At 61.7% G+C, this 25,066-nt stretch carries 21 protein-coding genes; 12 read left to right on the top strand and 9 right to left on the bottom strand.

The genetic code is table 11. The features are described from left to right. Positions 1-91: 91 nt before the first annotated feature. The 9 genes from PSV38_RS18920 (at position 92) to PSV38_RS18885 (ending at position 8,976) form a co-directional block, all read left to right on the top strand. Entirely contained in the window at positions 92-1,378 is a 1,287-nt protein-coding gene (locus PSV38_RS18920; protein ID WP_300550266.1) for an SIR2 family protein, read from the top strand. Between the two features lie 4 nt (positions 1,379-1,382). Continuing rightward, a complete protein-coding gene (locus PSV38_RS18915) occupies positions 1,383-3,158 on the top strand; it encodes an ATP-binding protein (RefSeq protein ID WP_300550264.1) in 1,776 nt (591 codons plus the stop codon). A gap of 9 nt (positions 3,159-3,167) precedes the next feature. Further along, entirely contained in the window at positions 3,168-3,386 is a 219-nt protein-coding gene (locus PSV38_RS20475) for a KTSC domain-containing protein (protein ID WP_366526672.1), read from the top strand. A 160-nt stretch (positions 3,387-3,546) separates the two neighbouring features. Next, on the top strand, positions 3,547-4,125 hold the full coding sequence (locus tag PSV38_RS18910; RefSeq protein WP_300550263.1) for a hypothetical protein: 579 nt from the start codon (positions 3,547-3,549) through the stop codon (positions 4,123-4,125). Positions 4,126-4,147: 22 nt separating this feature from the next. Next, positions 4,148-5,473 (top strand): DUF2130 domain-containing protein, encoded by a 1,326-nt coding sequence (locus PSV38_RS18905; RefSeq protein WP_300550262.1) that lies wholly within the window; start codon positions 4,148-4,150, stop codon positions 5,471-5,473. 49 nt (positions 5,474-5,522) lie between these two features. Beyond that, positions 5,523-5,720 carry a M48 family metallopeptidase gene (locus PSV38_RS18900; RefSeq protein WP_300550260.1) on the top strand — a complete coding sequence of 66 codons (198 nt, stop codon included), beginning with the start codon at positions 5,523-5,525 and terminating at the stop codon, positions 5,718-5,720. Between the two features lie 183 nt (positions 5,721-5,903). Beyond that, entirely contained in the window at positions 5,904-6,722 is an 819-nt protein-coding gene (locus PSV38_RS18895) for a spondin domain-containing protein (RefSeq protein WP_300550258.1), read from the top strand. Positions 6,723-6,778: 56 nt separating this feature from the next. Further along, complete coding sequence (locus PSV38_RS18890; RefSeq protein ID WP_300550257.1) at positions 6,779-7,483, top strand: response regulator transcription factor; 705 nt, start codon at positions 6,779-6,781, stop codon at positions 7,481-7,483. Continuing rightward, positions 7,480-8,976 carry a HAMP domain-containing sensor histidine kinase gene (locus tag PSV38_RS18885; RefSeq protein ID WP_300550255.1) on the top strand — a complete coding sequence of 499 codons (1,497 nt, stop codon included), beginning with the start codon at positions 7,480-7,482 and terminating at the stop codon, positions 8,974-8,976. The genes PSV38_RS18890 and PSV38_RS18885 overlap by 4 nt, the downstream gene beginning before the upstream one ends. Before the next feature lie 102 nt (positions 8,977-9,078). Here the strand turns inward: PSV38_RS18885 and PSV38_RS18880 are convergent, their stop codons facing one another. After that, complete coding sequence (locus PSV38_RS18880) at positions 9,079-10,281, bottom strand: alkane 1-monooxygenase (protein ID WP_300550254.1); 1,203 nt, start codon at positions 10,279-10,281, stop codon at positions 9,079-9,081. Positions 10,282-10,293: 12 nt separating this feature from the next. After that, complete coding sequence (locus tag PSV38_RS18875; protein WP_300550252.1) at positions 10,294-11,325, bottom strand: 2Fe-2S iron-sulfur cluster-binding protein; 1,032 nt, start codon at positions 11,323-11,325, stop codon at positions 10,294-10,296. A 140-nt stretch (positions 11,326-11,465) separates the two neighbouring features. Between PSV38_RS18875 and PSV38_RS18870 the strand changes: the two genes are divergently transcribed. Further along, entirely contained in the window at positions 11,466-12,422 is a 957-nt protein-coding gene (locus tag PSV38_RS18870) for an AraC family transcriptional regulator (RefSeq protein ID WP_300550250.1), read from the top strand. On the opposite strand, the gene PSV38_RS18865 is transcribed toward PSV38_RS18870, so the two are convergent. The 3 genes from PSV38_RS18865 to PSV38_RS18855 form a co-directional block, all read right to left on the bottom strand. Beyond that, positions 12,419-13,222: an EAL domain-containing protein gene (locus PSV38_RS18865; RefSeq protein WP_300550249.1), complete on the bottom strand. Its 804-nt coding sequence runs from the start codon at positions 13,220-13,222 to the stop codon at positions 12,419-12,421. The genes PSV38_RS18870 and PSV38_RS18865 overlap by 4 nt on opposite strands. A 5-nt stretch (positions 13,223-13,227) precedes the next feature. Continuing rightward, positions 13,228-14,793, bottom strand: a complete 1,566-nt coding sequence (locus PSV38_RS18860) for a methyl-accepting chemotaxis protein (RefSeq protein ID WP_300550247.1) — start codon at positions 14,791-14,793, stop codon at positions 13,228-13,230. Positions 14,794-15,185: 392 nt separating this feature from the next. Then, positions 15,186-17,303 carry an ATP-binding protein gene (locus tag PSV38_RS18855; RefSeq protein WP_300550245.1) on the bottom strand — a complete coding sequence of 706 codons (2,118 nt, stop codon included), beginning with the start codon at positions 17,301-17,303 and terminating at the stop codon, positions 15,186-15,188. Positions 17,304-17,395: 92 nt separating this feature from the next. Here PSV38_RS18855 and PSV38_RS18850 point away from each other — a divergent pair, with 92 nt between their 5' ends. Further along, on the top strand, positions 17,396-18,889 hold the full coding sequence (locus PSV38_RS18850; RefSeq protein WP_300550243.1) for an amidase family protein: 1,494 nt from the start codon (positions 17,396-17,398) through the stop codon (positions 18,887-18,889). Between the two features lie 7 nt (positions 18,890-18,896). On the opposite strand, the gene PSV38_RS18845 is transcribed toward PSV38_RS18850, so the two are convergent. From PSV38_RS18845 to PSV38_RS18830, 4 genes are all read right to left on the bottom strand, one after another. Further along, on the bottom strand, positions 18,897-20,105 hold the full coding sequence (locus PSV38_RS18845) for a GGDEF domain-containing protein (protein ID WP_300550241.1): 1,209 nt from the start codon (positions 20,103-20,105) through the stop codon (positions 18,897-18,899). After that, entirely contained in the window at positions 20,102-21,178 is a 1,077-nt protein-coding gene (locus PSV38_RS18840) for a GGDEF domain-containing protein (protein ID WP_300550240.1), read from the bottom strand. Before PSV38_RS18840 ends, PSV38_RS18845 begins: the two co-directional genes overlap by 4 nt. A 179-nt stretch (positions 21,179-21,357) precedes the next feature. Continuing rightward, the gene (locus tag PSV38_RS18835; RefSeq protein WP_300550238.1) at positions 21,358-22,119 is read right to left on the bottom strand and encodes an ABC transporter permease; all 762 of its coding nucleotides are present in this window, start codon (positions 22,117-22,119) and stop codon (positions 21,358-21,360) included. Then, positions 22,116-23,042 (bottom strand): ABC transporter ATP-binding protein, encoded by a 927-nt coding sequence (locus tag PSV38_RS18830; RefSeq protein ID WP_300550236.1) that lies wholly within the window; start codon positions 23,040-23,042, stop codon positions 22,116-22,118. The genes PSV38_RS18835 and PSV38_RS18830 overlap by 4 nt, the downstream gene beginning before the upstream one ends. A gap of 167 nt (positions 23,043-23,209) precedes the next feature. Between PSV38_RS18830 and PSV38_RS18825 the strand changes: the two genes are divergently transcribed. After that, positions 23,210-25,039, top strand: coding sequence for an ATP-binding protein (locus PSV38_RS18825; protein ID WP_300550235.1), 1,830 nt, complete (start codon positions 23,210-23,212; stop codon positions 25,037-25,039). Positions 25,040-25,066: the final 27 nt, after the last annotated feature.

The raw sequence follows: 25,066 nt of genomic DNA, 5'->3' as shown, positions 1-25,066 counted from the left end.
GAATAGTGCCCAGCTACGAATGGGTACATGATCACACGGGACGCGACAAGTAGCAACACGCCAATTTAGAAGCTCAATTGACTGAACAAATATGAAGAATCATGATCCGCGTGAGCAAGTTCGAGGTCTCCACCAAATCCTAACTTCCGACAAGAAGCGCATAGGTTTTCTATTTGGAGCAGGTACGTCTTTCGCTACTGGGCTACCTGGCATTTGTATCCCCGCCATTGCAAAAATGACGAGTGATATCGTTCTATACGTTTCAACTCAATCCGCTGCGCTCGCCTCCGCGATTGGCGACATTGAGGCGGAGCTAAGTGGTGCAAAGATCCCCTTCAACATTGAAACTCTTCTATCCAGCATTGAATCAAAACGTGCTGTGATTGGCGCGGGCACACTCAACGGCCTCAATTCAAACGGATTTTCGGACTTGGCTAAGCTTGTTAAAGAACAAGTGGTCGAGCTGGTTTCAATTCATGACCACCTCAATGACGCAGCAGTCCGCAAAAAACTGTCGCATTCTCAGTTTTCTAACTGGATCCAAAAAGCTCGGCGTAGGTTTCCTGCCGAAATTTTCACAACCAACTATGACTACCTTTTTGAAATGGCGTTGGAAGGTTCCGGCATACCGTATTTCGACGGATTCTCCGGCGGCTTTGAACCATTCTTTTGCCCAGAAGCTGTTGAAGACGTTGAGGCGTACCCACATCTTGTGAAGCTGTGGAAAATGCATGGTTCGTTGGGGTGGTCATTCCGCGAAGCCGATCAAGCGGTCATTCGTCAGCATGCTCAAGATACCGATGCAGCTAACACCCTGATTTACCCCTCACACCTCAAGTACAACTCATCAAAAAAGCAACCCTACGTCGGCCTGATTGATCGACTTTGCACGTTTCTCCAGCAAGACGATGCTGTCTTGATTACGTGCGGCTATTCATTCGGTGACAACCACATTAACGAAAGAATTGTTACCTCACTAAGACGTGGCGCGAATTCACATGTTGTAGCCCTTTACTTTGACGAGGTGAGGGACACAACCGGCGATTGTTCCTATGGTCTTTCTGATGAAGCCAACGTCGTAAGGGTCATGGCCACACAAGAAACAGGGGGGAAGATGTCCGTCTACGGTCGGCATCACGCAGTAATAGGCGGCAAGTTCGGACACTGGCGACTGCGCGATGAACCCAAGAAAATTGAGTCAACGCGAATAGACCTCTATTTCGACGAAGACGCAGCAGCACCGTCTTCGACGCCAGGCGAGCAGCAGGGCAATGAAACCTGGGGAGGAACGGGGACATTTCTTTTACCCGATTTCAGCAAGCTAGCTGGCTTCCTAAACGACTTGTCTTCATCCAATGGCTCGCCGACGGCGCTGTAGCTCGATGAAACACAACCCGACTCATATTGGACAAGTAGAAAGCGTCAGCGGTAACTCTGTGACCATAAAGATGGCGAGCAGTTACCCATCAAATATGCCTATCGTTGACGGCACGGTTTACAGGATCGGTCAAATCGGCTCATTTCTGAAAATCCCATTGGGCTACGCGAATCTATACGGATTGGTTACGCAAGCAGGCGTAATGGCAATGCCAGACGCACTATTGACGGCCTACAAAGAAAACCCGTCCATCGTAGACGGCCACCGCTGGCTACAAATGATTCTTGTGGGCGAGCAAGTCGGCTCAAACTTTGAGCGTGGCGTACTGCAATCACCGACGTCCGGCGATCAGGTTCATCTAGTTACCAATGATGACCTGCGCATTGTGTACGGCGGCTACAACACGCAATCTTCGATAGTCATCGGGAACCAAAGTGCGTCGGAGGGACTTGAGGCTCAGCTTGATCTAGACAAGCTGGTATCGCGCCATTGCGCGATCCTCGGATCAACCGGAAGTGGCAAGTCAAATGCAGTAAGCATCGTGATGAAGGCTATAGCTGAGAAGCCACTTCCAAGTGCAAGAGTGCTCATGATTGATCCTCACGGTGAGTACGCAAGCTCTCTTCGCGGGAAGTGCCATGTCTTTCGAATCGGTGCAAACGCCGTCGACAATGAGGAAGAACTCTGCGTCCCTTTTTGGGCGCTGCCATTCAAGGAACTAATGGCTATATTTCCCGGCAAGCTTTCTGATCAAAATGAAGACTACATTCGCGGCAAGGTGCTGGATCTAAAGCGAGTCTCGGCGATTGGGATCGGTGGCCTTAGGGCCGAATCAATCACAGCAGATAGTCCTATTCCATTTTCTATTGCTCAACTATGGTTTGACCTAGATAACTTTGAACGGACCACTTTCAAAGCTGACCGCATTACCCCCGAGGCTTTGGTGACGGCGGGTAGTCCAGCGACTCTCACGTCAAATCAGTATCCGATTGCGGGTCTCGGAAATAGTGCTCCCTTCCTGAACCAAAAGGCAAAAGGAATGCTGGGCTTTCTTGATGGAATGCGATCCCGACTACTCGATCAGAGCTACAGCTTCTTGTTCAGACCCGCTGGTTATGCTCCGGACCTGAATGGCCTGGTGCCGAATGACTTGCCGCGGTTGTACTCCACGTGGTTCGGGCACGGATTTCCTATCTCCATCCTGGATCTTTCCGCGATCCCGTCCGAAGTAATGCAAACAATTGCTGGATGCATATTAAAAATTATCTACGACGCTCTGTACTGGGGACAGACGACTCTTGTAGGTGGAAAGTTGCAACCGTTGCTGGTTGTGCTGGATGAGGCGCACTCCTATCTGAAGGCTGGAGACGATTCAATTTCGTCTCGGACCGTACAGGCCATCGCCAAAGAGGGCAGAAAATATGGCGTTGGCCTGCTGCTAGTTACCCAACGCCCTTCTGAACTAGATGAGACAGTTCTAAGCCAGTGTGGATCCATAATTGCTTTGAGAATGACCAACTCTCGCGACAAGGGACATGTGGTGTCTGCAATGCAAGATGAGCTACGCGAAATGGCTGATGTCCTTTCCGGCCTGCGAACTGGTGAGGCAATCGTGAGCGGTGAAGCTGTGCGTATTCCGTCTCGTATCAAGTTTTTCCAATCCAATAGTTCCACCAAGAGCTCAGATCCGATAGCCTCGAAGCTTTGGGCAAATCCCTGCCCTGACGTCGCCACATATGAAACCAGTGTCCGGAACTGGCGGAATCAATCGTTTAACTAAGGAGATGAAATGTCAATGCCAGAAATGCATCCAGTAAGTTCTTCCAACGTCGCAGCAGTTGGATACGACAGCGAAAATCAATGGGTATACGTTCGATTTTTGGATTCTTCGCTTTATGCCTACAAAGGGGTTCCAGAACACGAGTTCGAGAATTTTCGGCTAGCACCTTCCGTTGGGTCATATCTCAACCGAAACTTCAAAAATGTTTATCCGTACGAGCGCGTGTAGGACGCCTTAACCGCCTACTTTAATCTGTCGCGAAAAGATCGGAACAAGTTGTTCAGTAGAAGATGTCATGACAAGGCGGCCTGTCCATATCAGCCCAGTATCTTCATGACTTGTACAACCTACGTACCTTGCAGTGCCTCCGCCCAATCCGCGATATGCAATGGAAAAGGAATCTTTGGTGGATAACGGAATTCATCCGCCCTATAGGATCTTTTACTCATTGAGCATGGCGTTCTGCACAAAGTCTGCTGCGCGCTCCATCGACGTGCTGAATGATGTGTTTGAGCATCTTGCAAACTCCGAAACGGAGTATCCCGACGAAGACATTGACGTTCAGTCTGTGCTGGATGAACTCCAGAACCTGATTGTGCAAGGCGCTGCAATTGCAAGATATTTTTGGCCAATACGCGAAACGCAACAAATCCATGCGGACCGCGCGGCGGCGTTACGCAATGAATTTGCTATCGGAGATGACAATCCGTTGCGCATTTGCAAGCCACTTCGCGACGCAATGGAACACTTTGACGAGCGGCTAGACAAATACTTATCTAAGGGCATCGTTGGGCAAATCTTCCCTCAATACTTTGGCTACGAAGGAAAGAGAGATGGGGTTCCGCAGCATTTCTTTCGTGCCTACTTCATTGACTCAGGCACTTTTGAAATGCTTGGGGAACGGTTCGAGATTGAGCCTATCGCGAACGAACTCATCCGACTAAATGATCGGCTCGGCGACAATTGACGAAAAGGAGGGCCCAGTCGCCATGCATGAAATCATCTGTCCACACTGCAGCAAAGCATTCAAGATCGACGAAGCGGGGTACGCCAACATCCTCAAGCAGGTGCGCGATGGCGATTTTGATAAGCAGTTGCACGAGCGGCTGGAGCTGGCCGAGCGTGAAAAGCGCGACGCGATTGCCTTGGCCGAGGCCAAGGTCGCCAATGAGCTGCAAGGCGCTGCGGCGCGCAAAGATGCGGAGATTCAGGCCTTGCAGGCCCAGCTCGCTGCCGGTGAGGTAGCCCGCAAGCTGGCGGTGTCGGAGGCTTTGGGCGCGGTCAGCAAAGAGCGCGATGGGCTGGCGAACGAGCTGGATCAAGCGCGCAAGGCGCAGCAAGCTGCCGCTCAGTTGGCCGAGGCCACGCGCCAGTTGGCCGTGAATGAAGCCGTGAGTGTGGTCGCCCGTGAGCGCGACGGGTTGAAGAATGACCTCAACCTCGTCACCGTGAAAAATCAGCTGGAAGAGAAAGCCATCAAGGAGCAATACGCCTTGCAGCTGCGCGACCGTGATGGGGAGATTGAGCGCCTGCGGGACTTGAAGGCGCGGCTATCGACCAAGATGGTCGGTGAAACCCTGGAGCAGCACTGCGAAATCGAGTTCAACCGCATCCGTGCTGCCGCCTTTCAGCGGGCGCATTTTGAGAAAGACAACGACGCCCGCACCGGCAGCAAGGGCGACTACATCTTTCGCGACTCGGACGAGTCGGGCGCCGAGATCGTCTCCATCATGTTTGAGATGAAGAACGAGAGCAACGAGACGGCGACCAAGAAAAGAAACGAAGATTTTCTGAAAGAGCTGGACAAGGACCGCACTGAAAAGGCGTGCGAGTACGCGGTGCTGGTGTCCCTGATTGAGCCGGAGAGCGAGTTGTACAACAGCGGCATCGTCGATGTCTCGCACCGCTATCCGAAGATGTACGTGGTGCGGCCGCAGTTCTTTGTGCCCCTGATCACGCTGCTGCGCAATGCCGCTTTGAACGCGATGAAGTACAAGTCGGAGCTGGCGCTGGTGCGCTCGCAGAACGTGGACATCACGAAGTTCGAAACCCAGCTCGACGAATTCAAGACGGCGTTTGGGCGCAATTGGCGCCTGGCCTCCGAAGGCTTTGAAGAAGCCATCAAGCGCATCGACGATGCGATCAAGGACCTGGAAAAAACCAAGGAAGCGCTGCACAAGTCAGCGAACAATTTGCGCCTCGCCAACGACAAGGCCGACGATCTGACGATCAAGAAGCTCACACGGGGCAACCCCACGATGGCGGCAAAGTTTGCGGAGCTGCCGGGTGCCATGACCTCGGCTGGGACAAAGTAGGAACCGCTGCGGCGGGCATGCACATAGGTTACGCCAGCAACAAGCGGCCTTGAAAGCGCAGGCGCGTGCAGGCTACTTTTTGCAGCGAAAGAAGCCCAAGGATTTGGTGGAATATGTGGTGGTGCATGAAATGCTGCACCTGTTGGAGCCCACCCACAGCGATCGCTTCGTGGCCTTGCTGGACCGGCATTGGCCGCAGTGGCGTGAGGCGCGCAAAGAGCTCAATGCCTTGCCTCTGGGGGCTTGAGGCAAGGCATCCGCAGCGGCGCGAAGCGCCATTTCGGATGTTGGCGTCACTTCCTGGGCGGCAATGATCCCGCAGCGGTGAACTCCGCGTGAGGCTCCGATGAACATGTGCTCCTAGGATCGGTTGGGCGGTGTCGGCAAGCCGAACACCGCTTCTCTCAACAACCTTGCCAGGAGTTCCAAAATGACCAGATTCCGCTCTCTCGCCGTGCCCACAGCCCTGGGCGCAGCCGCCCTGATGGCGGTCTGCGCGTCGACCCATGCCGCAGTCGTTGACGTCACGGTCACCGTGCAGAACCTCGCGCCCACCAACAGCATCAGCTTCGCGCCCCTGCATGTCGGTTTCAACAACGGCAGCTTCGACGCCTTCAACCTCGGTGGCGCGGCCACCGCACCGATCATCTCGGTGGCCGAAGGCGGCGCCGGCGGTGCCTGGCAGGCAGCGTTTGCCGCAGCCGACCCCGGCGCCACCCGCGGCACCATCGGCGGTTTGCTGGTGCCAGGCGCCAGCAACAGCTTGACGTTCCGGGTGGACACGGCGCTCAACCCGTTCTTCACCTTCGCCGCCATGGCGGTGCCCAGCAATGATTTCTTCATCGGCAATGACAGCCCCACCGAGTACCGACTGTTCGACGCCAGTGGCCACCTGAGCATTCCCACCATTGGCATCAAGGCCAACGAAATCTGGGATGCCGGTTCGGAAGTGTTCAACCCCGCTGCTGCGGCCTTCGTTGGCAACAACGACCTTCGCCGTGATCAAAACTCGGTGGTGGCCTTCAACTTCGCTGAACTCGCGGCCTTCAACGGACTGACCACGGGCGCCGGGTACACCTTCAACAGCGCCTTGACGGCCGACAGCGATGTTTACCGAATCTCGTTTGGCGTAACTGCCGTGCCTGAGCCCGGAAGCTACGCGCTGCTGGCAGCGGGCCTGGCGTCGGTAGGCTTCATGGCACGCCGCCGTCGCGGTGGCATGCAGCCGACAGGCACGGCCGCTGCCTGAAGCGCAGGCTCTGGCGCTCCGCTACACTCAACCGCCGAGTGCGGCACTGGCCATCCATGAACGAACACCTGCTGCTGGTTGAAGACGACGACGCGATCGCGGTGGCCCTGCGCCTTCACCTGGAAGACGCAGGCTACCGACTGCACCGCGAAGCCAATGGCCAGCAGGCCATGGTTGCCATCGACCGGCAGCGCTGGGACTTGGTGCTGCTGGACCTGATGCTGCCCGGTGCCGATGGTTGGGAAGTCTGCCGCCACCTGCGCGCCAGGCATGCCGATGTGCCCGTCATCATGCTCAGCGCACGCTCTGCCGAGGCTCACCGTGTGCTGGGGCTGGAACTGGGGGCCGACGACTACTTGGCCAAGCCGTTTTCGATGCTGGAACTGGTGGCTCGCATCCGGGCATTGCTGCGACGCATCGAACAGATGCGCGCCACCAACGCGACAACGCAGGCGTTTCGGTTTGGCCCGTTCCGACTGGACACCGTGCGCCGGGAGCTGATGCGCGGTGATGTGGCGCTGCCCTTGACGCTGCGCGAGTTCGATCTTCTGCACTTCTTGCTGAAGCACCCGGGGCGGCCATTCAGCCGCAGTGAACTGCTTCAGCGCGTGTGGGGTGACGGCTTTGACGGCTACGAGCACACCGTCAATTCGCACATCAACCGACTTCGCGGCCGGATTGAAGACGATCCACGCAACCCGCTGCGTGTCGTCACGGTGTGGGGTGTGGGCTACCGCTTCGACCTCGACCCCGCCCAATGAAACCAGCTCGATCCTTCACCACCCGGCTGTCGCTGGCCTTGGCCCTGCTGTTGCTGGCCTATGGCGCGTTTGTGGCACTGCTGGGGCGAGAGGTGGCTGCCGAGCAAGAGCAAGAATCCCTGCAGCGCCTGTCCCACGGTCTGGCCGGGCACATCGTCGGCCACTGGCCGGAAATCACATCAACCAACCGGGATGAGGCCGACCGTTCGGCGCGTGGCGCCTTGCTGTCGATGCTGATGACGGTGAACCCCGGCGTGCAGGTGTACCTGCTGGATGCCGACGGCCGCGTGCAGCACTACATCGGCGAGCCGGGCATGGTGCGTCAAGCGCAGGTGGACCTGGCGCCCGTGCGCGCTTTCCTGGCCGGTGCCGCTCTGCCGCTGCGGGGCACCGACCCCATGGGGTCGGGTTTGCCGCGCATTTTCAGCACGGCGATGTTCCCGGTGCGCGCTGGCGACACCCGTCCGCCGGGCTATCTGTACGTCATCCTTGACAGCCAGGCTCGTGATGCGGTGGCCGCGCAAGTCGGTGCCAAACGATTGTGGCGTGGCGCCGCACTGGCTGCCGCCATTGGCTTGCTGGTGACCTTGATGCTGGGTCTGTTCACCTTCCGCCGCCTGAGCCTGCCCTTGCATCTGTTGACTCAGCGCTTGCGCGAGTACAGCCAGCGCGGCACGATGCCCGAAGGGGCCGCGTCGCCAGCGCCCAAGCGTCCAGCGGGCGACGAAGTGCAGGCCATCGGCGAAGCCTTCGACGACATGAAGCAGCGCATCGAATGGCACGCCGAGCGCGAGCAACGCCAGGTGGCCGACCACCGCGAGATGATGGCCAGCGTGGCGCACGACCTGCGCACACCGCTGACGGCGCTGCATGGCCACCTTGAAGCACTGGCCGCAGAGGCCTCCCCCGAAGAAGCCACCCGGCGCGCAGCCGTGCTGCAGGCGGCACTGGCGCAAAGCCGCAAGGTCAGCCGCCTGTCGCAGCAATTGTTTGAACTGGCCGCGCTGCAATCCACCCAGCAAGTGCTGCACCACGAGCGTTTCAGCCTCGATGAGCTGGTCAGCGATGCCGTGCAGAAGTTCGGTTTCAGCGATGCGTTCCCGCCGGTCGCGCTGCACGGCGTGCCGCCGGGCCGCCTGGAACTCGATGGCGACCTGCAACTGATCGAGCGCGCTTTGACCAACCTGATCGACAACGCCGTGCGTCACGCCCCGAGCAGCCAGCCGGTGCTTGTGAGCTTGCGGCGCCAAGGCACGCAGGCCGAGATCGTGGTGGAAGACGGCGGGCCGGGTTTACCGGGTGAACTGCACGAGCGGCTGGACCAGTGCCTGCCACTGCGCGATCCGCCCATCAAGCGCAGCAGTGGCGGCATCGGGGGCCTGGGGCTGGCCATCGCGCAGCGGGTGGCCGTGTTGCATGGCGGCAGTCTGCGGCCGCTTCCGGCCCCACTGGGCGGCACACGCCTGTGCCTGGCATTGCCGCTGGCCGATTGAATCGGCCAGGACGGTTTTCACATAGACCTGGTAGACATTGGCCGGTGGGCACGGCGTCTCCAGGCATGGTTCTTTTCATGAACTCATCTTCAAGCAACTTACTCAGGCCGCCGTCTTGATCCGCCCGGCAGACTGCTGCTGGGCCGCCATGGCCATCATCGCTGGAATGCCGCTGGCCGCATTGGCCTCGGCGGCCAGTTGCAGTTCGCGGGGGCTGGCGTATTCGCGGTCCCAGGCCAGCACTTTGGGGGTCATCAGTTTGTGCCACAGCGGCGGCAGCATGGCCACCATGATGGTGGTCAGGTAGCCGTTGATCATCATCGGGGCATCAGGAAAGGGCTTGAGATCCTGATAGGGCACTTCGCCCTGGGCGTGGTGGTGCGAGTGGCGGGTCAGGTTGAACATGGCCCACGAGCTGATGCGCTTGTTCGTGTTCCAGGAGTGGCGGGGCTGCACCGGCGCACTCGGGTCGCGCACCATGCCGTAGTGCTCCATGTAGTTGACGATCTCCAACAGCGACTTGCCCCACAAGGCACAGGCCACGAAGAAGCCCGCACCCACCCACCCACCGATGGCATAGGCGGCGGCCACCAGCAGCAGGCTCATGCTGTGGCCACGGATCACGGCGTTGTGCCACGAGAACAGGCCCTGGCCAGCACGCTTGAGGCGCTTGGCCTCGATGTGCCACGCGCTGATGTTGCCCTTGATGGTCGAGGCCACGATGTGGACATACACATTGCGCCCACGCGGCGCCGTGGCCGGATCTTCCTTGGTCGACACATAGCGGTGGTGACCGTACACGTGCTCGATCGCGAAGATGGTGTCGAAGCTGAAGGCCAGCAGCCAGCGGCCGATGAACATCGAGATCGGGTCCCAGGTGCGGTGCGTCAGCTCGTGGGCGGTGATCGTGCCGATCATGCCGATCATCAGGCCTGCGCCCAGCCAGATGGACACACGGTGCACCCAGAAGGTGGCATCGCGCGCGGCGATGACGTCATAGCCGGTGAGCTGGGTGACGAAGGCCCCATACCCGAACGGGTCGCCCGCGCTCACGGACCAGACCGCCGTGAACACGATCAGCGAGAGCAGCGGCAAGGCCATCCACAACTGCACGGTCAGGATGACAGGGTGCTTGAACTTGGGCGTGGAGGTGTCATCACCCAAGAGGCCATCGCCGATCAGGTAGACGGCCAGCACCACGAACACACCGGCCGTGATGTAGGCGCCGCCTGCAAGCAGCAGGGCGAGCGAGAACAAGCCGATCGCGTGGAAGAGAAAGTACTTGAGGTAATGAAAGAACATCATGATGTGGTGCTTTCAGGCGGTGACGGGAACGTCTTGCTGGGTGGTGAATCGGTCGGCGTGGATGTGTTCGCGCGGCACGCCGTGGTCGCGCAGAATGTTCACGGCGCTGTCGATCATGGCGGGCGGGCCGCACAGGTAGGCGTGGGCGCCGCCGTCAAGGTGAGCAGCGACTTGATCAGTCACCAGGCCGCGCAGGCCTTGCCAGCTGGAGCCTTGGGGCTCTTCCGACAGCACCGGCGCGAAGCGGAACGACGCGGGCCACTGGCGGGCGATGGTCTGGATCGCATCCAAGGCATACAGGTCGCCCTCGCGGCGGGCCCCGAACAGCAGGGTCGCCGGGCGGCTCACGCCGTTGTCCAGCGCGTCTTGCAGGATGGCCAGAACCGGGGCCAGGCCGCTGCCGCCCGCGATCAGCAGCAAGGGGGCCTCGGCCGGGCGCAACCAGAACTCGCCCATCGGGCCTTCGACGCTCATCGCCAGGCCCATCACGTTGGTGTCGTTGATCAGGGATGAGAACTGGCCGCCGGGCACCTTGCGCACAAAGAAGCTCACCTGCGCATCGGGCTGAACCGCCGTGGCAAACGAGTAGCTGCGGCTCACGCCAGGCTGGGAGGCGATGCCGATGTTGGCGAACTGACCGGCCTTGTAGGGGAAGGATTCATCCAGCTGCACACGCAGGCGGATGATGTCGCTGGTGAGCCGGTCCTGGCCGATGACCCGGCCTGCGACACGGCGCTTGGCGGCTTGGGCCGACAGGTCGACCTCGATGCGCACATCGCCTTGCGGCACGCTCTGGCAGGCCAGGATGTAGCCCTGGTCCAGGTCGTCGTCGGACAGGATGTAGCTCGCTTGGGTCAACTCCTTGACCTTGCCCTCGACCAGCTTGCACTTGCACGAGGCGCAGCCCCCCACCCGGCAGCTGTGCGGGAAGTCGATGCCCTGGCGCAACGCCGCTTGCAGCAGGGTCTCCTTGGGATTGACCGTGACCGGCACCGCGTTGATGTGCGCGGTGACCGGGCCTTTGCGTGAGAAGAATGAAAACATGGCTTCAATGGTAAAAATCCGACGTCTTTCGCGCAAGGTTGCGGATTGACATTGACAGGTCATTTATTGACAATCCGCCGGTGCACGATTTCACGCTCCCGGTTCACTACGTCCGTCTCATTGCCGAACTGGTGGCGGGGATGAACATCGACGTCCCGCACTGGCTGGCCCAGGCTGGCCTGACCGAAGCCGATCTGGCCGACTCCACGCGGGGTGTGAACTACACCACCTTCCACCGCCTGATGAGCGAGGGCTTGCGGATCTCCGATGAACCGGCCCTGGGCCTGCTGGTCGGCGAACGCCTGCGCATCAACACGCACGGCATGCTGGGTTATGCCGCGATGAACAGCGGCACCCTGCGCCAGGCCATGGACCTGTTCGAGCGCTTCATTGGCGTGCGGACCACCTTGGTGTCGGTCAGTCACCGCATCCAGGGTGGCGACATGGAACTCCTCTTCGAGCCGACCCGCCCGCTGGGCGAGATCGAAACCGCCGTGATGGAAGCCATCGTGTTGACGGTCAAGAACCTGCTCGACCACATCACCATGGGGCAATGCCAGGTCACGCGGGTCTGCTTCAGCATGCCGCAGCCTGAGCATCTGGCACTGGCCAGGGACATGTTCAAGTGCGAGGTTCACTACGGCCAGTCGTGGACCGGCTTCGCGGTGCCCGTGCACGTGCTTGATGAGCCGCTGAGCACGGCCGACCCGGCCAGTTTTGAAGAGGCTGCGCGCATCTGCCAGCGTGAGCTCGACAAGCGTGCCGAGCAAACGTCGATGAGCGCCCGGGTCAGGCGCATCCTGCTGGAGCGGCAGAACGGCTTCCCTTCGCTGCAGGTCACGGCGCGGCTCTTCCACCTGACGCCGCGCACGCTGCACCGGCGCTTGCTGGATGAAAAAAGTTCCTACCATGACCTCCTCGAAGAAGTGCGCCACATGCTGGCCCTGCAGCACCTGAAAGGCCGCCAGCTGTCGATCCAGGAAATTGCATACAGCCTGGGTTACAACGACCAGGCCAACTTCCGGCGGGCCTTCAAACGTTGGGAAGGCGTGGCGCCGTCAGAATACAGAGGCCACGGCGGCCCCCTGCACTCCTAGCTGACCCCGGAGCCCCAGGCGGCTGGCTCAACCACGGCCAGGGCCTGGAATGCGGGACGAGCGAACAAGTAGCCTTGCATCAGCCGAATCCCGGCATCGTGGAGAAAATCTCGCTCGTTGGCCGTTTCAATGCCCTCGGCGATGACCCTGACACCCAGGTCGTCACACATCCGCACCAGGCTGCGGACAATGGTCTGCCGCGCCGGGTTGGCATCGATGTTCCTCACCAACGCCATGTCGATCTTGATCAGGTCAGGCTGGAAATCGGCCAGCAAGGTCAGCCCCGCATAACCCGCTCCGAAATCATCGATGGCGGTCATGAAGCCGCAGCGTTTGTACTCGCGCAGGATTTGGGCAAACCAGGGGCCGTCCTCCACCCGCTCGCCCTCGGTCACCTCGAAAATGATTTGATCGACCGGGAATCCGTGCGCGCGTGCCGCTTCCAAGGTGGTGCGAATGCACAGCTCCGGCTTGTAGATGGCATTGGGCAGAAAATTGATGGAAATGCGCTGCTGCATGCCCAGCCGTTTGGCGCCCTTGATGGCCTTGACCCGACAAGCCTGGTCGAACCTGTAGCGGTTTTGCTCATTGACCTGGGACAAAACCGTCATGGCCCCTTCTCCATTGGGGCCACGCACCAGCGCCTCATGGGCAAAGACCTCATGGCGGTCCACATCAACGATGGGCTGGAAGGCGTAGTCAAAATCGAACCCGACACGCTCAGCCTTGCCGCAGTCACTGCAGTCTTGCGGGGTGCCCGACAGAGGCACAAATCCGACAGGGAAAGACGGGTTCTGCATGCTGGTCACACGAGCTTGAAAACCCGAACAACGTCCGACAAGCGGGCCGCCTGTTGCTTGAGGCTTTCTGCGGCGGCGGCACTTTCTTCAACCAGGGCGGCATTTTGCTGCGTGGCCTGGTCAAGCTGGCTCACCGCATCACTGACCTGCCCAATGCCGCAGGTCTGTTCGATGGTGGAGGCACTGATCTCACCGATCAGGTCGGAGACGCGCCGAACCTGGGACACGATGTCATCCATGGTGACGCCGGCATCCTCAACCAGCTTGGAGCCGACCTCGACCTTTTCCACACTGGCCCCGATGAGGAACTTGATTTCCTTGGCCGCTTCGGCGCTTCGCTGCGCCAGGCTGCGAACTTCGCTGGCCACCACGGCAAATCCGCGGCCTTGCTCACCCGCCCGGGCGGCCTCGACGGCGGCGTTCAAGGCCAGAATGTTGGTCTGAAAAGCGATGCCATCGATGACCCCGATGATGTCGACAATTTTCTTGGAGCTGGCGGTGATGTCGTCCATCGTGGAGACCACTTGATGAACCACCTGGCCGCCTTTCGCGGCGGCCGCGCTGGCCGATGAGGCCAGCTGAGTCGCTTGGCGCGCGGTGTCGGCGTTGTTCTTCACGCTGGCATTCATCTGCGTCATCGAGGCTGAAGTCTGCTGCAGATTGGAGGCTTGGTGCTCAGTTCGCTGCGACAGGTCCGAGTTGCCCATGGCAATTTGCGATGACCCCGTGGCGATCGAATCGGAAGCCTCTCGAACCTGACCCACCACCTGGGCCAGACTGGCCTGCATCACGCCCAAGGAGGCCAACACACTGTCGGGCGGTGCTTGTGCCGCACCGGGCACGGGCTGCAGATCTCCGGCCGACACGCGTTTGGCCGCGTTGCCCAGAGCATCAGGCTCGGCTCCCAACTGCCTCACGATGCTGCGTGAGATGGACCAGGCCAGGCCCACCCCGCAAAGCAACGCCAGCGCAAGCGCCGCCAACATCACGGCCAGGAACCCGTCGGCCTCATCCCGGGCGATCTTGTTTTGCGCCTGAATGCGCGCCTCTTCGAAGTCGATCAACTTGTTGATCGCGCCCAGCCACTGCACGTATTGCGGCTTGGCCTGCGACCAAAGCTGGCTCTGGGCACCGGCAGCATCGCCTTGGCCGACCTTGTCGATGACGGACTTGGTGGTGGCCACGGCTTGCGCCTCGATGGCCTTGATGGCCCCATAGAGCTGGTTCAGCTCGGACGCGTCGTGGGCCGTTCCAATCAGTTTTTCCAGAGGTCCGGCTGATTGGGCATAGAAGGCTGCCAACGACTCGATGGCCGCCACTTCACTTTGCCGTTCGGTCGGCGAGGTGCTCAGCACCACATCGCGGATGGCGATTGAACGGTCATGCGCCGAACCCCGAAAGTTGATGGCAAAACGTTGGATCGAGGCATGCTCCTCGCTGTTGACCTGCAGGGCCGCGTTGATCGCATGAACCTTGACGATCGCGACCGCGGTGACTGCCACGAGAATCGTCAACACCAGGCCGAAGCCAACGTACAGGCGCTTGCCCACCGTCATCTGATTGAAAGTCATGGCATATCCGAGAAAGACGCTGAATGGCGGGGGCACACCGGCTGATGGAGTCTCACCAGTCATGAAGGCCTCACCTGTTTTCGGCCCGCGAACCAACTACTTGAGGACCACCACGGATTGCCCGGTCAGTCTCTGGATAAGGTCTGTTTTTGGGGTGGTTGGGCTGAGTTGGCGCAGCGCAGAGTCTGCCTACATTAGCAGGCTGACCTGATCCTGAATCAGCACTGAATTTTCAAGCAAGGAATGGCCAGCACGCTTGACTGTGTGCTGGCACCGCCCCGGCTTTTCATCGGACACCGATAAAGGCCGTCACAGGGGCAGGGTGTGAACCCCGGTGCCGACGATGGATTTCATCGTCGGCATTTGTATTTTTGGGGCACCCGCCTGCAAGATCAGCTTGCGGGGCCTGGCTTGATGGTCGCCAGCACCCGGGCCAGTTCATCAAAGGCATACGGTTTGCACAGGATGTGGTTGACGCCGGCTGCACGCCAGACGGCGTGGCATTCCACATTGACTTCGCCACTGATCAGCACGATGGGCAGCGCAGGCCCACCATGTTCGGCCTCATGGCGGCGGATCGCGCGGGTCGCGGCCAGGCCATCCATGACCGGCATCTGGTAGTCCATCAGCAAGAGGTCGAAGCGCCGTGCCTGAGCAGCGTGGACAGCAGCCAGACCCGTGCCCACCAGTTCGGCCTTGGCCTGGCAATGCGACAGCATCTCGCTCAACAGGTCGCGGTTGACTTCGCTGTCTTCGGCCACCAGCACCTGCAAGGTCGGCCGGGGTTGGGCGGCTGGCTCAGGCTCGTCCGTGGCGGGCCCGATGCCCTGGAGCCAATCGGCCAGGGCATGGGCGCGCAAAGGTTTGTACAAGTGCAGCACCCCTGAAGGCAGATTGACACCCGGCTCATCCATGGCCGAAGACACCAAGGCCTTGGCTTGACCCGGACCACCCCAAGACCAAGCCTGGGCAGGCGTCGCGCCAGGGGACCACACCGCCGCGTCCACCAGCACCGCGTCCACCTGGGCACCGTCCGCGTCATCGGGTGCCAGCACCAGTCCCAGGTCCTGGCACAGGGATTGGACCTGTCGGCGCAAGCCCACGCTGCCCGTCACCAGGCGCAGGCGTCGGCCGGCCAAGGCGGTGGCCGCGGGCCACTCGTCGGTGGTGGCTGGGGCCACCCCCATGGGCAAGCGGATCACGAAACAACTGCCCACACCCAAGCGGCTGGACACCACGATGTCGCCACTCATGCAGCGGGCCAACTCGCGGCTGATGGACAAGCCCAGGCCCGTGCCGCCGTACTGACGCGTGGTCGACTGGTCAGCTTGGGCGAAGGGCTGGAACAACCTGGCCACCTGCTCCGAGGTCATGCCGATGCCGGTGTCCTGAACCTCGATGCGCACCCACAAGCGGGCATCGTGCGGATCGGGTGAAGGCTCGGTGGACAAGTGCACATGCACCCCACCCTGGCTGGTGAACTTGACGGCGTTGGAGACCAGGTTGTTGAGCGTCTGTCGCAAGCGCATCTCGTCACCCAACAGCACCTCAGGCACATCACCCTCGAAGCTGTGGGTCAGCTCCACGCCCTTGTCAAACGCGGTGACGGCGAACAGGTCGGCACTGTCCGCCACCAGGTCGTGCAAGCGCACGGGTTCCTCGCGCACATCGAGTTGGCCGGCCTCCAGCTTGGCCCAGTCCAGCACATCGTTGAGCAGGCTGCGCAGCGTTTGGGCGCTGTGGTCCAGCAGGTGCAGCATTTGCCGCTGCTCGGACGGCGCCATGCTCTTTTGCCGCAGCAAGGAGGCCGTGCCCACGATGCCGTTGAGCGGTGTGCGGATCTCGTGGCTCATGATGGCCAGGAAGCGCTGCTTGGCCTCGTTGCCGCGCTGGGCTTGCTGGTGGGACACCTCCAGCACCTGGTGCACCTGCGCGCGCCAGCGAACCGCGATCCAGCCAAAGGCCGAGGACAACATCACCGAGCCCACGGTGGCCACCACCATTTGTGCATGTGCGTTGGGCAGCACCATGGGCCGCAGCGCGGCCAGGTAAGGCGGCTCGTAAAAAGCCATCACCAGGATCTGCACGACGAAAGCGACGCAGAAGCCCAAACCCAAACGCAGGTTGCCCGCGACGATCGCCATGATGGGCAGCACGGCCAGCCAACGCAAGGCTGGTGCGTTCAGCCCCCCTTGCAGCCAGGCCACCGCCCCCACCTGCAGGTACATGATGGCCAGCCCAACGCTCAGGTAACGCGAGGCGCCAGTCTGGCTGGTCCAGACGCGCCATGAACACCACAGCACCGTGACCAACTCCAGCATGCCCAGCCACCCCACCACGCGCCCGCCTTGAAGCAACCAGGCCAGCTTCACGGGCAGCAGGATGAGGATGCCGCAGGCGGCCAGGAACCAGAAGGTTCGGCGTACCAAGGCCTCTTCCAGTTCTTGCGCAGTGATCAACTTCTTGGACCCCGGCGACCCGAAGGCCGACTCACCATCACTTGCAACCATTCATCTCTTCCACATTCGGCAACCGGGCAGTATCGGCGAAAGCCAGTGACGCCTGCCTAGAATGCAGCCTCGCCCCGAACGAAAGCCTTTGCATGACCTTTGACGAGTACCAAGCACACGATGCCCTGGCCTTGGCCGACCTGGTGGACCGGGGCGTGGTGAGCCCCCGGCAATTGCTGGACGCGGCCATGGCCCGCGCTGACGCAGTGAACCCCGCCTTGAACGCCGTGATTCGCCGCCAGGATGACGCGGCGCGTGCCACGGCGGCCAGTCCCTTGTCGGGCCCTTTCGCGGGCGTGCCTTTTCTGGTCAAGGACCTGTTCCAGGAGATCGCGGGCGTGCCGTGCAGCTACGGCAGCCGGGCCTTGGCCAGCAAGCCCGCCGAACAGGACAGCGATGTCGTCAAGCGCTGGCGACAAGCTGGCCTGGTGATCTTCGGGCAGACCAACACACCGGAGTTCGGCTCCAAGAACGTGACCGAACCCGACCAATGGAAGGCGGCGCGCAATCCCTGGGACACCGGGCGCACGCCAGGGGGCTCGTCCGGCGGGTCAGCCTCGGCGGTGGCGGCGGGCATTGTGCCCGTGGCCGGCGCCAACGATGGCGGCGGCTCCATCCGCATCCCCGCCGGGGCCTGCGGCCTGTTCGGGCTCAAGCCCGCGCGTGGGCGCGTGTCCATGGGCCCGGGGGCCAGCGAAGGCCTGTTTGGCGCGGCGGTGCAAGGCGTGGTCTCGCGCAGCGTGCGCGACAGCGCGGCCATGCTGGACGTGCTGCAAGGCCCCGAGCCCCACGCGCCCTACTGGATGCCCGCGTCCGACCAGTTGCCGCAAGGCTCTTACCTGAGCGCCTTGAAGCGGCCGCCCCGCCCCTTGCGCATTGGCTTCAGCACCGCCTCGCCCCTGGGCACCCCAGTGGACCCGCAAGCCGTGGCTGCGGTGGAAGACGCCGCCCGCCTGCTGTCATCGCTGGGCCACCACGTTGAACAAGCCGAACCGGCGATCGATGGCATGGCCTTGTCCAAGGACTTCTTGCAAGCCTGGTTCTGCATGCAGGCCGTGTTGGTGGCCGAGGTTCGCCAGCAAACCGGCGCGCCCATCACCGCGTTCGAGACCGACACCCGCATCATGGCCGCGCTGGGCCGTGGCACCTCGGGGCCGGAGCTGGTGAGCTGCCAGATGCGCTGGCACACCTACACGCAGGCCCTGGCTGACTTCCACGGCCGCCACGATCTGTGGTTGACCCCGACCTTGAATGGGCCGGCCCTGCCCATTGGGCAGAACGCCACCCCGGCGCATTTGCAGATGGGCTCGCGCTTGCTGCTGTCGCTGGGCGTGGCCGGGCTGCTGCGGCACACCAGCCTGCTGGATGACCTGATCCACCAAACGCTGGCCTGGACACCGTACACGCAAGTGGCCAACCTCACCGGTCGGCCCGCGATGTCGGTGCCGCTGTACTGGACGCCACAGGGCTTGCCGCTGGGTGTGCAGTTTGTGGGCCCCTTGAACAGTGAAGTGTGGATGCTGCAGTTGGCCGCGCAGCTGGAAGAGGCTCGGCCCTGGTTCCAGCGCCGCCCTGCCTTGCCCTGAGGGCAGATTACTTCAGGCCGCAGGCCACCCTGGCTTCTGGTGACGCCGCAGCTGCGGCCGCAGCCACCGAGGCCACGATGCGGTCACGGCCTTGTCGCTTGGCGATGTACAGGTTGTCATCGGCCACGCGCATGGCGCCATCACCGTCGCCCTCGCAGGCCTGGGCGATGCCCACGCTCTGGGTCACGCTGAACTGCTTGCCCTCGTAGACGAAGATCTGCGAGCGCACCCCTGATGACATCAGCTGGGCGACGCGCTCGGCCTGGTCCAGCCCGGTCTCGGGCAGCAGCACGGCGAATTCCTCACCACCAATGCGCGCGGCCGTGTCGATCTGCTCGCGCGTGGTGCTCTTGAGGATGCGGCCCAACTCCACCAGCACCGCATCGCCCGCAGGGTGGCCCCAGGTGTCGTTGATTTTCTTGAAATGATCCACATCGCACATGACCAGGCAGAAGGGGCGCTTGCTGCGCGCGTGCCGGTGCGATTCGATCTCCAACTGGGTCATGAAGGTGCGGCGGTTGGCCAGGCCGGTCAGCATGTCGGTGCGCACCAGGTTCTCCAGCTCATGCCGACGTTGCCCCAGTGTGCTGAACAAGAAAAACACCATGCACGAAAACGACAGCAGGCTGAAGTCAAGGACCACGCGGCACCAGATTTGCCACCACCACGCCAGGCCATCCCCCGAAAACACGGGCCCGCTGAGCAGCGGTGCATAGGGCACCAGCCCCTTTGCCACCAAGGCTTCGTTGGCCAGCACCATGCCCGCGCCAATGACCAGGCTGGGCTTGAGCGTTTTGAAATCGAACAAGGCGCGCGCCAGCAGAATCGCGGTCAGCACAGACACGCTGACCGGGGTGTCCTTCAAGCCATGAGCAATGGCCAGCGCGATCAACATGAGCACCGTGGGGGTGACCGTGAGCATGGGGAGCCAGTTGCAGGCGGCGTCGATCTTGCGCCGCCCCCAGCAGTACCAACTGACGCCCGCCAGGCCGACGATGACCGACACGAGCAGCACCTGCGTGGCCATCAAGGCGTCCGGGTGGTAGAAGGCCCGCGCCTCGGGGTGAAGTAGCGCAAACGTCTGCAGCCCCGTGAACACCAACAACATGGGAATGGCGGCCGCCGAGAACAGCAGGCAACTGATCACGGGCCGCCGGGCCAGCAATTGTTCGGCCAGCCAGGGTTTGAGGTCTCGCCAGCGTCGTGCCCAGTTCATGGCGTGACCTCCGTCACCATGGAATAGATGGCCTGATCGCGACCGCCTTGCTTGGCCTTGTACAGGTTGCGGTCTGCCTCCTTCAAGGCATCTTCAATGGGTTCGCCACGGCACTCGACCACGCCCATGCTGACGGTCAGGTGAAAGCTCTCACCCTTGATGTAGAAGGTGTGCTGGCGAAGGCCCTCGGCGATGCGGCGGCAAACCATTTCGGTGGCGGCCAAAGAGGTGTCGGGCAAGAGCACGGCGAACTCTTCGCCGCCAATGCGGGCCGATTGGTCGGTGGGGGTGCGCACACCTTCAGTCAGGATCTGGGCCAGGCGGCACAGCACCTCATCGCCAGCGTGGTGCCCATAGCGGTCGTTGATGCTTTTGAAGTGGTCCACGTCCAGCAGGATCAAGCTGTAGGGCACGCCCGAGCGCGTGTAGCGGCGCGATTCGGAGGTCAGGCGTTCCATGAAATAGCGCCGGTTGGACAAGCCTGTGAGCACGTCGGTGTAAGACAGCTTGGCCAACTGCAGGTGCAAGCCATCCAGCCGAGTGAACAGCACAAACACCAAAGTCAGGATCATGGCCCAACCCAGGTAGAACACCGTGTTTTGCCAGACACTCAACCACCACGTCGGCACGCCGCCCTCGAAAGCCTGGGCATTCAACAGGGGCGCGTAAGGCAGCCAGCCCGCCATCACCAAGATGTCCTGGCCGGAGTGGATGAGCAAGCACGCGATGAACACGCGCAGGATGGTGGCCACGCTGAACAGCAGCAGGCCGACGGCCAGCACGCCCAGCAGCACCAAGGCCATGCCGGTGGTGAAGGCGCCCGTGGCCACCACAATGGCCAGGTAGCCCAGGCCGATGTTGAAGGTGACCACCAGATTGGCCGTGGGCACCCGGTCAGGCAGCCCGCGACGCGGCCACAACCAGGCCCCCGTCCCGATGCTGATCACCAGCACCACGCTCAAGAATGATTGCAAGGCGACCATCGTCCCCTGCTGCACCCCCCGGGCCACTTCCGCATTGAGAAATGCCGCGCTGTTGAACACCCAGAAGAGGACAAAGAACGGGGACGACATCAGCACGGCCAGCAAACATCGGTTCGCCGGCGTCCAGCTGTCCAGTAAATGGTCAAGCGTGTGTCGCATGCGGTGCTATCGACCGCGCCAAGGGAATCTTGAGCGACACCCCATCATTGAGGCTCATTTGCCAACTGCATCACGCCGAATCAGGCCTGCCTGCAGCCCCCAGGCTCACCTCACCGCTTGAGCTTGTAGCCCGTCTTGAAGATCCAGGCCACGATGGCCAGCGACACGGCCATGAAGCCCAAGGTCATGGCCAGGCTGGTGCCCACGTCCACATCGGCCATGCCGTAAAAGCTCCAGCGGAAACCGCTGATCAAATACACCACCGGGTTGAACAAGGTGACGGTTTGCCAGACGGGTGGCAGCATCTTGATCGAATAGAAACTGCCCCCCAGGAAGGTGAGCGGCGTGACGATCAGCAGCGGCACCACCTGCAGCTTTTCAAAGTTGTCGGCCCACAGGCCAATGATGAAGCCGACCAGGCTGAAGGTCACCGAGGTGAGCACCAGGAACAGCAGCATCCAGAAGGGGTGCGCAATCTGCAGCGGCACAAACAGCCCCGCCGTGGCCAGGATGATCAAGCCCAACAGGATGGACTTGGTGGCCGCCGCCCCCACATAGCTCAGCACGATTTCAAAATGCGAAATGGGCGCCGACAGCAGCTCGTAGATGGTGCCGGTGAACTTGGGAAAGTAGATGCCAAACGATGCGTTGGAGATGCTCTGCGTCAGCAGCGACAGCATGATCAGGCCCGGCACGATGAAGGCGCCATAGCTGATGCCATCGACCTGCTGGATGCGGGTGCCAATGGCCGCACCAAACACCACGAAGTACAGCGAGGTGGAAATGACGGGCGAGATGATGCTTTGCATCAAGGTGCGCCGCGTGCGCGCCATCTCGAATGCGTAAATGGCCTTGACGGCGTGCCAGTTCATGCGTTGTCCTTCACCAGATTGACGAAGATGTCTTCCAGCGAACTTTGTTTGGTCTGGATGTCCTTGAACCTGATGCCGGCCTGTTGCAGGCTGGACAGCAAGGCGGTGACGTCGGTGCGCTCATCCAGCGAATCGTAGGTGTAGGTCAACTCGCGCCCTTCGTTGGACAAGGTCAGCGCGTGGTCGGCCAGACTGGCAGGCAACTGGGGCAGCGCGTCCTGCAACTGCAAGGTCAACTGCTTCTTGCCCAGCTTGCGCATCAGCTCGTCCTTGCCCTCCACCAGCACGATCTCGCCCTTGTTGATGACGCCGATGCGGTCGGCCATCTCTTGCGCTTCTTCAATGTAGTGGGTGGTCAGGATGATGGTCACGCCCGACTTCTGCAGCAGGCGTACCAGGTTCCACATGTCGCGCCGCAGGGTCACGTCCACCCCGGCTGTCGGCTCGTCCAGGAAGAGGATTCGCGGCTCATGCGAGAGGGCCTTGGCGATCATGACGCGGCGCTTCATGCCACCCGACAGCGTGATCATCTTGCTGTCCTTCTTGTCCCACAGCGACAAGTCTTTCAGCACCTTCTCGATGTAGGCCGGGTTGGGCGGTTTGCCAAACAAGCCCCGGCTGAAGGACACCGTGTTCCACACCGTTTCAAAGGCGTCGGTGGTGAGCTCCTGCGGCACCAGGCCGATCAGTTCGCGTGCGGCGCGGTAATCGGACACGTTGTCGTGGCCATCGACCACCACCGTGCCCGCGCTGGCGGTGACGATGCCGCAGATGGTGCTGATCAGCGTGGTTTTGCCGGCGCCGTTGGGGCCCAGCAAGGCCAGGATCTCACCACGGCGGATGTCCAGGTTGATGTTCTTGAGCGCCTGGAAACCCGAGGCGTAGGTTTTGGACAGCTGGGTGACTTGGATGATGTGAGGCATGGCGGCCACCATACCCGATGTGGCCGCGCCCCTCATTCAAGGGTGGACAAAGCTGCATTTCGTCATGATCTGCGCCCGGGTGCGCGGGCATTTCCCGACGCAAAACAGCGGCAGACGGCGACACTGGAGACTGGCTTTGTTGTACTCCATTCCGACCGCCGCTCCCCATGTCGTCCCCTGTCCTGCCTTTCTCTGCTCAGAACGCCGCACCCGACCCCGAGCTGGAGGCGCGCGTCACCGAGGGTCGGCATCGGGCGCTGCACGAGAGGCTGTCCTTCTCCATGGTCTTTGGCATGCTGACGGCCATCGGGGTGGTCGCGGTGCTGCACGACAAGGTGCCTCACCGACTGCTGGCGGCCTGGTTCGCCGCGCGCGTGCTGATCTCCATCGCCCGCATGGCGCATTCTCACCTGCGCGGATCGATCCCCGGGGCGCCAGGCCCTCACGAACTGCAGGTGTACCGCCTCCTGGCCCTGCTGGACAGCATCGCGTGGAGTGCCCTGGGCTGGGCCATCACGCCCATTCACCAGCTGGACATCGCCATCGTCAGCATCAGTGTGCTGATCGGGGTGGCGGCCCTGGCCACCTGCATGCTGCATGTCGATTTCATCACCGCCGGCCTGTTCATCATCCCGATCCTGCTGCCCAATGCCGTGTACGCCTCCACCCGGCACGATGGCCTGGGCTGGTTTTGCGCCCTGGCCATCTCCGGCTTGATGGTGGCGTTGATCATGGAGGCCCGCCGCTCCAACCTGCGCATCATTGAACTGTTGCGGCTGCGGCTGCAAAGCGAGATGGTGGCCCAGGCCCAGGCCCAGGCTCTGAAGCAGGCCCAGATGTTGAGCGACACCAAGGGGCGCTTCCTGGCCACGATGAGCCACGAAATGCGCACCCCCCTGCATGGCATGTTGGGCTTGGTGCGCCTGCTGCGTCAGCGCGAGCAGGATGCACAGGCGGTGCACCGGCTGGACTTGGTGCGCAGCTCGGGCGAGCACCTGGTCAGCGTCATCAATGACATCCTGGACTTTTCAAGCATGGAAGCCGGCCGCCTGCCTTTGCACGAACGCCCCTTCAAGCTGCGCGACCTGCTGGAGGAGGTGACAGAGGCCACCTTCGTGAGTGCCGCCGAAAGCGGGCTGGCCTTGAGGGTGCAGCTGGAGCTGGACCGCGATGAATTCGTCATGGGCGACCCGGTCCGCATCCGCCAGGTGCTTCACAACCTGCTGGGCAACGCCCTCAAGTTCACCAGCAAAGGCTTCGTGCGCCTGCACGCCACGCGCGACGCCCTCAGCGGCGAGGTGCGCATCCAGGTGCAGGACACCGGCATCGGCATCCCCTCTCACGAGCAGGCCCGCGTCTTCGAGGCCTTCCACCAAGCGGAGGGCACCTACCAGCGCCGCTATGGTGGCACCGGCCTGGGCCTGGCCATTTCGCGCGAGCTGTGCCGCGCCATGGGCGGCGACCTGGACTGCCGCAGCGAAGTCGGCGTGGGCTCGCTCTTCACCTTCAATCTGCCCCTGCCGGTCGTTCACGATGAGCGGACCAGCCAGCCAGGGGCACTCGACGGGGCGGGCGCCGACCAGACCGCTTGGCCCGACCCGTGGTCCGAACCCCACGTGCTGCTGGTGGAGGACAACCCGGTGAACGCCCTGGTGGCGCAAGCCGAGCTGCAGTTGCTGGGTGTCAGGGTGACCATGCTCGTCAATGGCCGGGAGGCCGTGGACTGGCTGGCCGACCAGCAGGCCGACCTGGTGCTCATGGACTGCGAGATGCCCGTGCTGGATGGCTATGAAGCCACGCGGCAGATCCGTGCCCGCGAACGCCTGGAAGGCGCGACCCCCATCAGCATCGTGGCGCTGACGGCCAACGCCCCCGAGCTCTGCGGCGACCGCTGCCGGGACGCGGGCATGAATGGCCAGTTGTCCAAGCCCTTCCGCTCGCAAGACCTGGCGCAGACATTGGCCCTGCACCTGCCCCGGGCTACGCTGCCCGCCTGAGCACGCCCGCGGCCCGGGCTTTATGCT

This window comes from Aquabacterium sp. (assembly GCF_029946005.1).
GTDB lineage: Bacteria > Pseudomonadota > Gammaproteobacteria > Burkholderiales > Burkholderiaceae_C > Aquabacterium.
This window is presented reverse-complemented; position numbering and strand designations above follow the sequence as displayed.

What these genes read in the sequence shown, in the direction of transcription:
- PSV38_RS18845 (WP_300550241.1), bottom strand. Translation starts at nt 20,105, where the DNA reads ATGAACTGGGCACGACGCTGGCGAGACCTCAAACCCTGGCTGGCCGAA.
- PSV38_RS18915 (WP_300550264.1), top strand. Translation starts at nt 1,383, where the DNA reads ATGAAACACAACCCGACTCATATTGGACAAGTAGAAAGCGTCAGCGGT.
- PSV38_RS18860 (WP_300550247.1), bottom strand. Translation starts at nt 14,793, where the DNA reads ATGACTTTCAATCAGATGACGGTGGGCAAGCGCCTGTACGTTGGCTTC.
- PSV38_RS20475 (WP_366526672.1), top strand. Translation starts at nt 3,168, where the DNA reads ATGTCAATGCCAGAAATGCATCCAGTAAGTTCTTCCAACGTCGCAGCA.
- PSV38_RS18825 (WP_300550235.1), top strand. Translation starts at nt 23,210, where the DNA reads ATGTCGTCCCCTGTCCTGCCTTTCTCTGCTCAGAACGCCGCACCCGAC.
- PSV38_RS18920 (WP_300550266.1), top strand. Translation starts at nt 92, where the DNA reads ATGAAGAATCATGATCCGCGTGAGCAAGTTCGAGGTCTCCACCAAATC.
- PSV38_RS18910 (WP_300550263.1), top strand. Translation starts at nt 3,547, where the DNA reads ATGGAAAAGGAATCTTTGGTGGATAACGGAATTCATCCGCCCTATAGG.
- PSV38_RS18855 (WP_300550245.1), bottom strand. Translation starts at nt 17,303, where the DNA reads ATGGTTGCAAGTGATGGTGAGTCGGCCTTCGGGTCGCCGGGGTCCAAG.
- PSV38_RS18865 (WP_300550249.1), bottom strand. Translation starts at nt 13,222, where the DNA reads ATGCAGAACCCGTCTTTCCCTGTCGGATTTGTGCCTCTGTCGGGCACC.
- PSV38_RS18830 (WP_300550236.1), bottom strand. Translation starts at nt 23,042, where the DNA reads ATGCCTCACATCATCCAAGTCACCCAGCTGTCCAAAACCTACGCCTCG.
- PSV38_RS18905 (WP_300550262.1), top strand. Translation starts at nt 4,148, where the DNA reads ATGCATGAAATCATCTGTCCACACTGCAGCAAAGCATTCAAGATCGAC.
- PSV38_RS18875 (WP_300550252.1), bottom strand. Translation starts at nt 11,325, where the DNA reads ATGTTTTCATTCTTCTCACGCAAAGGCCCGGTCACCGCGCACATCAAC.
- PSV38_RS18895 (WP_300550258.1), top strand. Translation starts at nt 5,904, where the DNA reads ATGACCAGATTCCGCTCTCTCGCCGTGCCCACAGCCCTGGGCGCAGCC.
- PSV38_RS18885 (WP_300550255.1), top strand. Translation starts at nt 7,480, where the DNA reads ATGAAACCAGCTCGATCCTTCACCACCCGGCTGTCGCTGGCCTTGGCC.
- PSV38_RS18870 (WP_300550250.1), top strand. Translation starts at nt 11,466, where the DNA reads ATGAACATCGACGTCCCGCACTGGCTGGCCCAGGCTGGCCTGACCGAA.
- PSV38_RS18880 (WP_300550254.1), bottom strand. Translation starts at nt 10,281, where the DNA reads ATGATGTTCTTTCATTACCTCAAGTACTTTCTCTTCCACGCGATCGGC.
- PSV38_RS18835 (WP_300550238.1), bottom strand. Translation starts at nt 22,119, where the DNA reads ATGAACTGGCACGCCGTCAAGGCCATTTACGCATTCGAGATGGCGCGC.
- PSV38_RS18890 (WP_300550257.1), top strand. Translation starts at nt 6,779, where the DNA reads ATGAACGAACACCTGCTGCTGGTTGAAGACGACGACGCGATCGCGGTG.
- PSV38_RS18850 (WP_300550243.1), top strand. Translation starts at nt 17,396, where the DNA reads ATGACCTTTGACGAGTACCAAGCACACGATGCCCTGGCCTTGGCCGAC.
- PSV38_RS18840 (WP_300550240.1), bottom strand. Translation starts at nt 21,178, where the DNA reads ATGTCGTCCCCGTTCTTTGTCCTCTTCTGGGTGTTCAACAGCGCGGCA.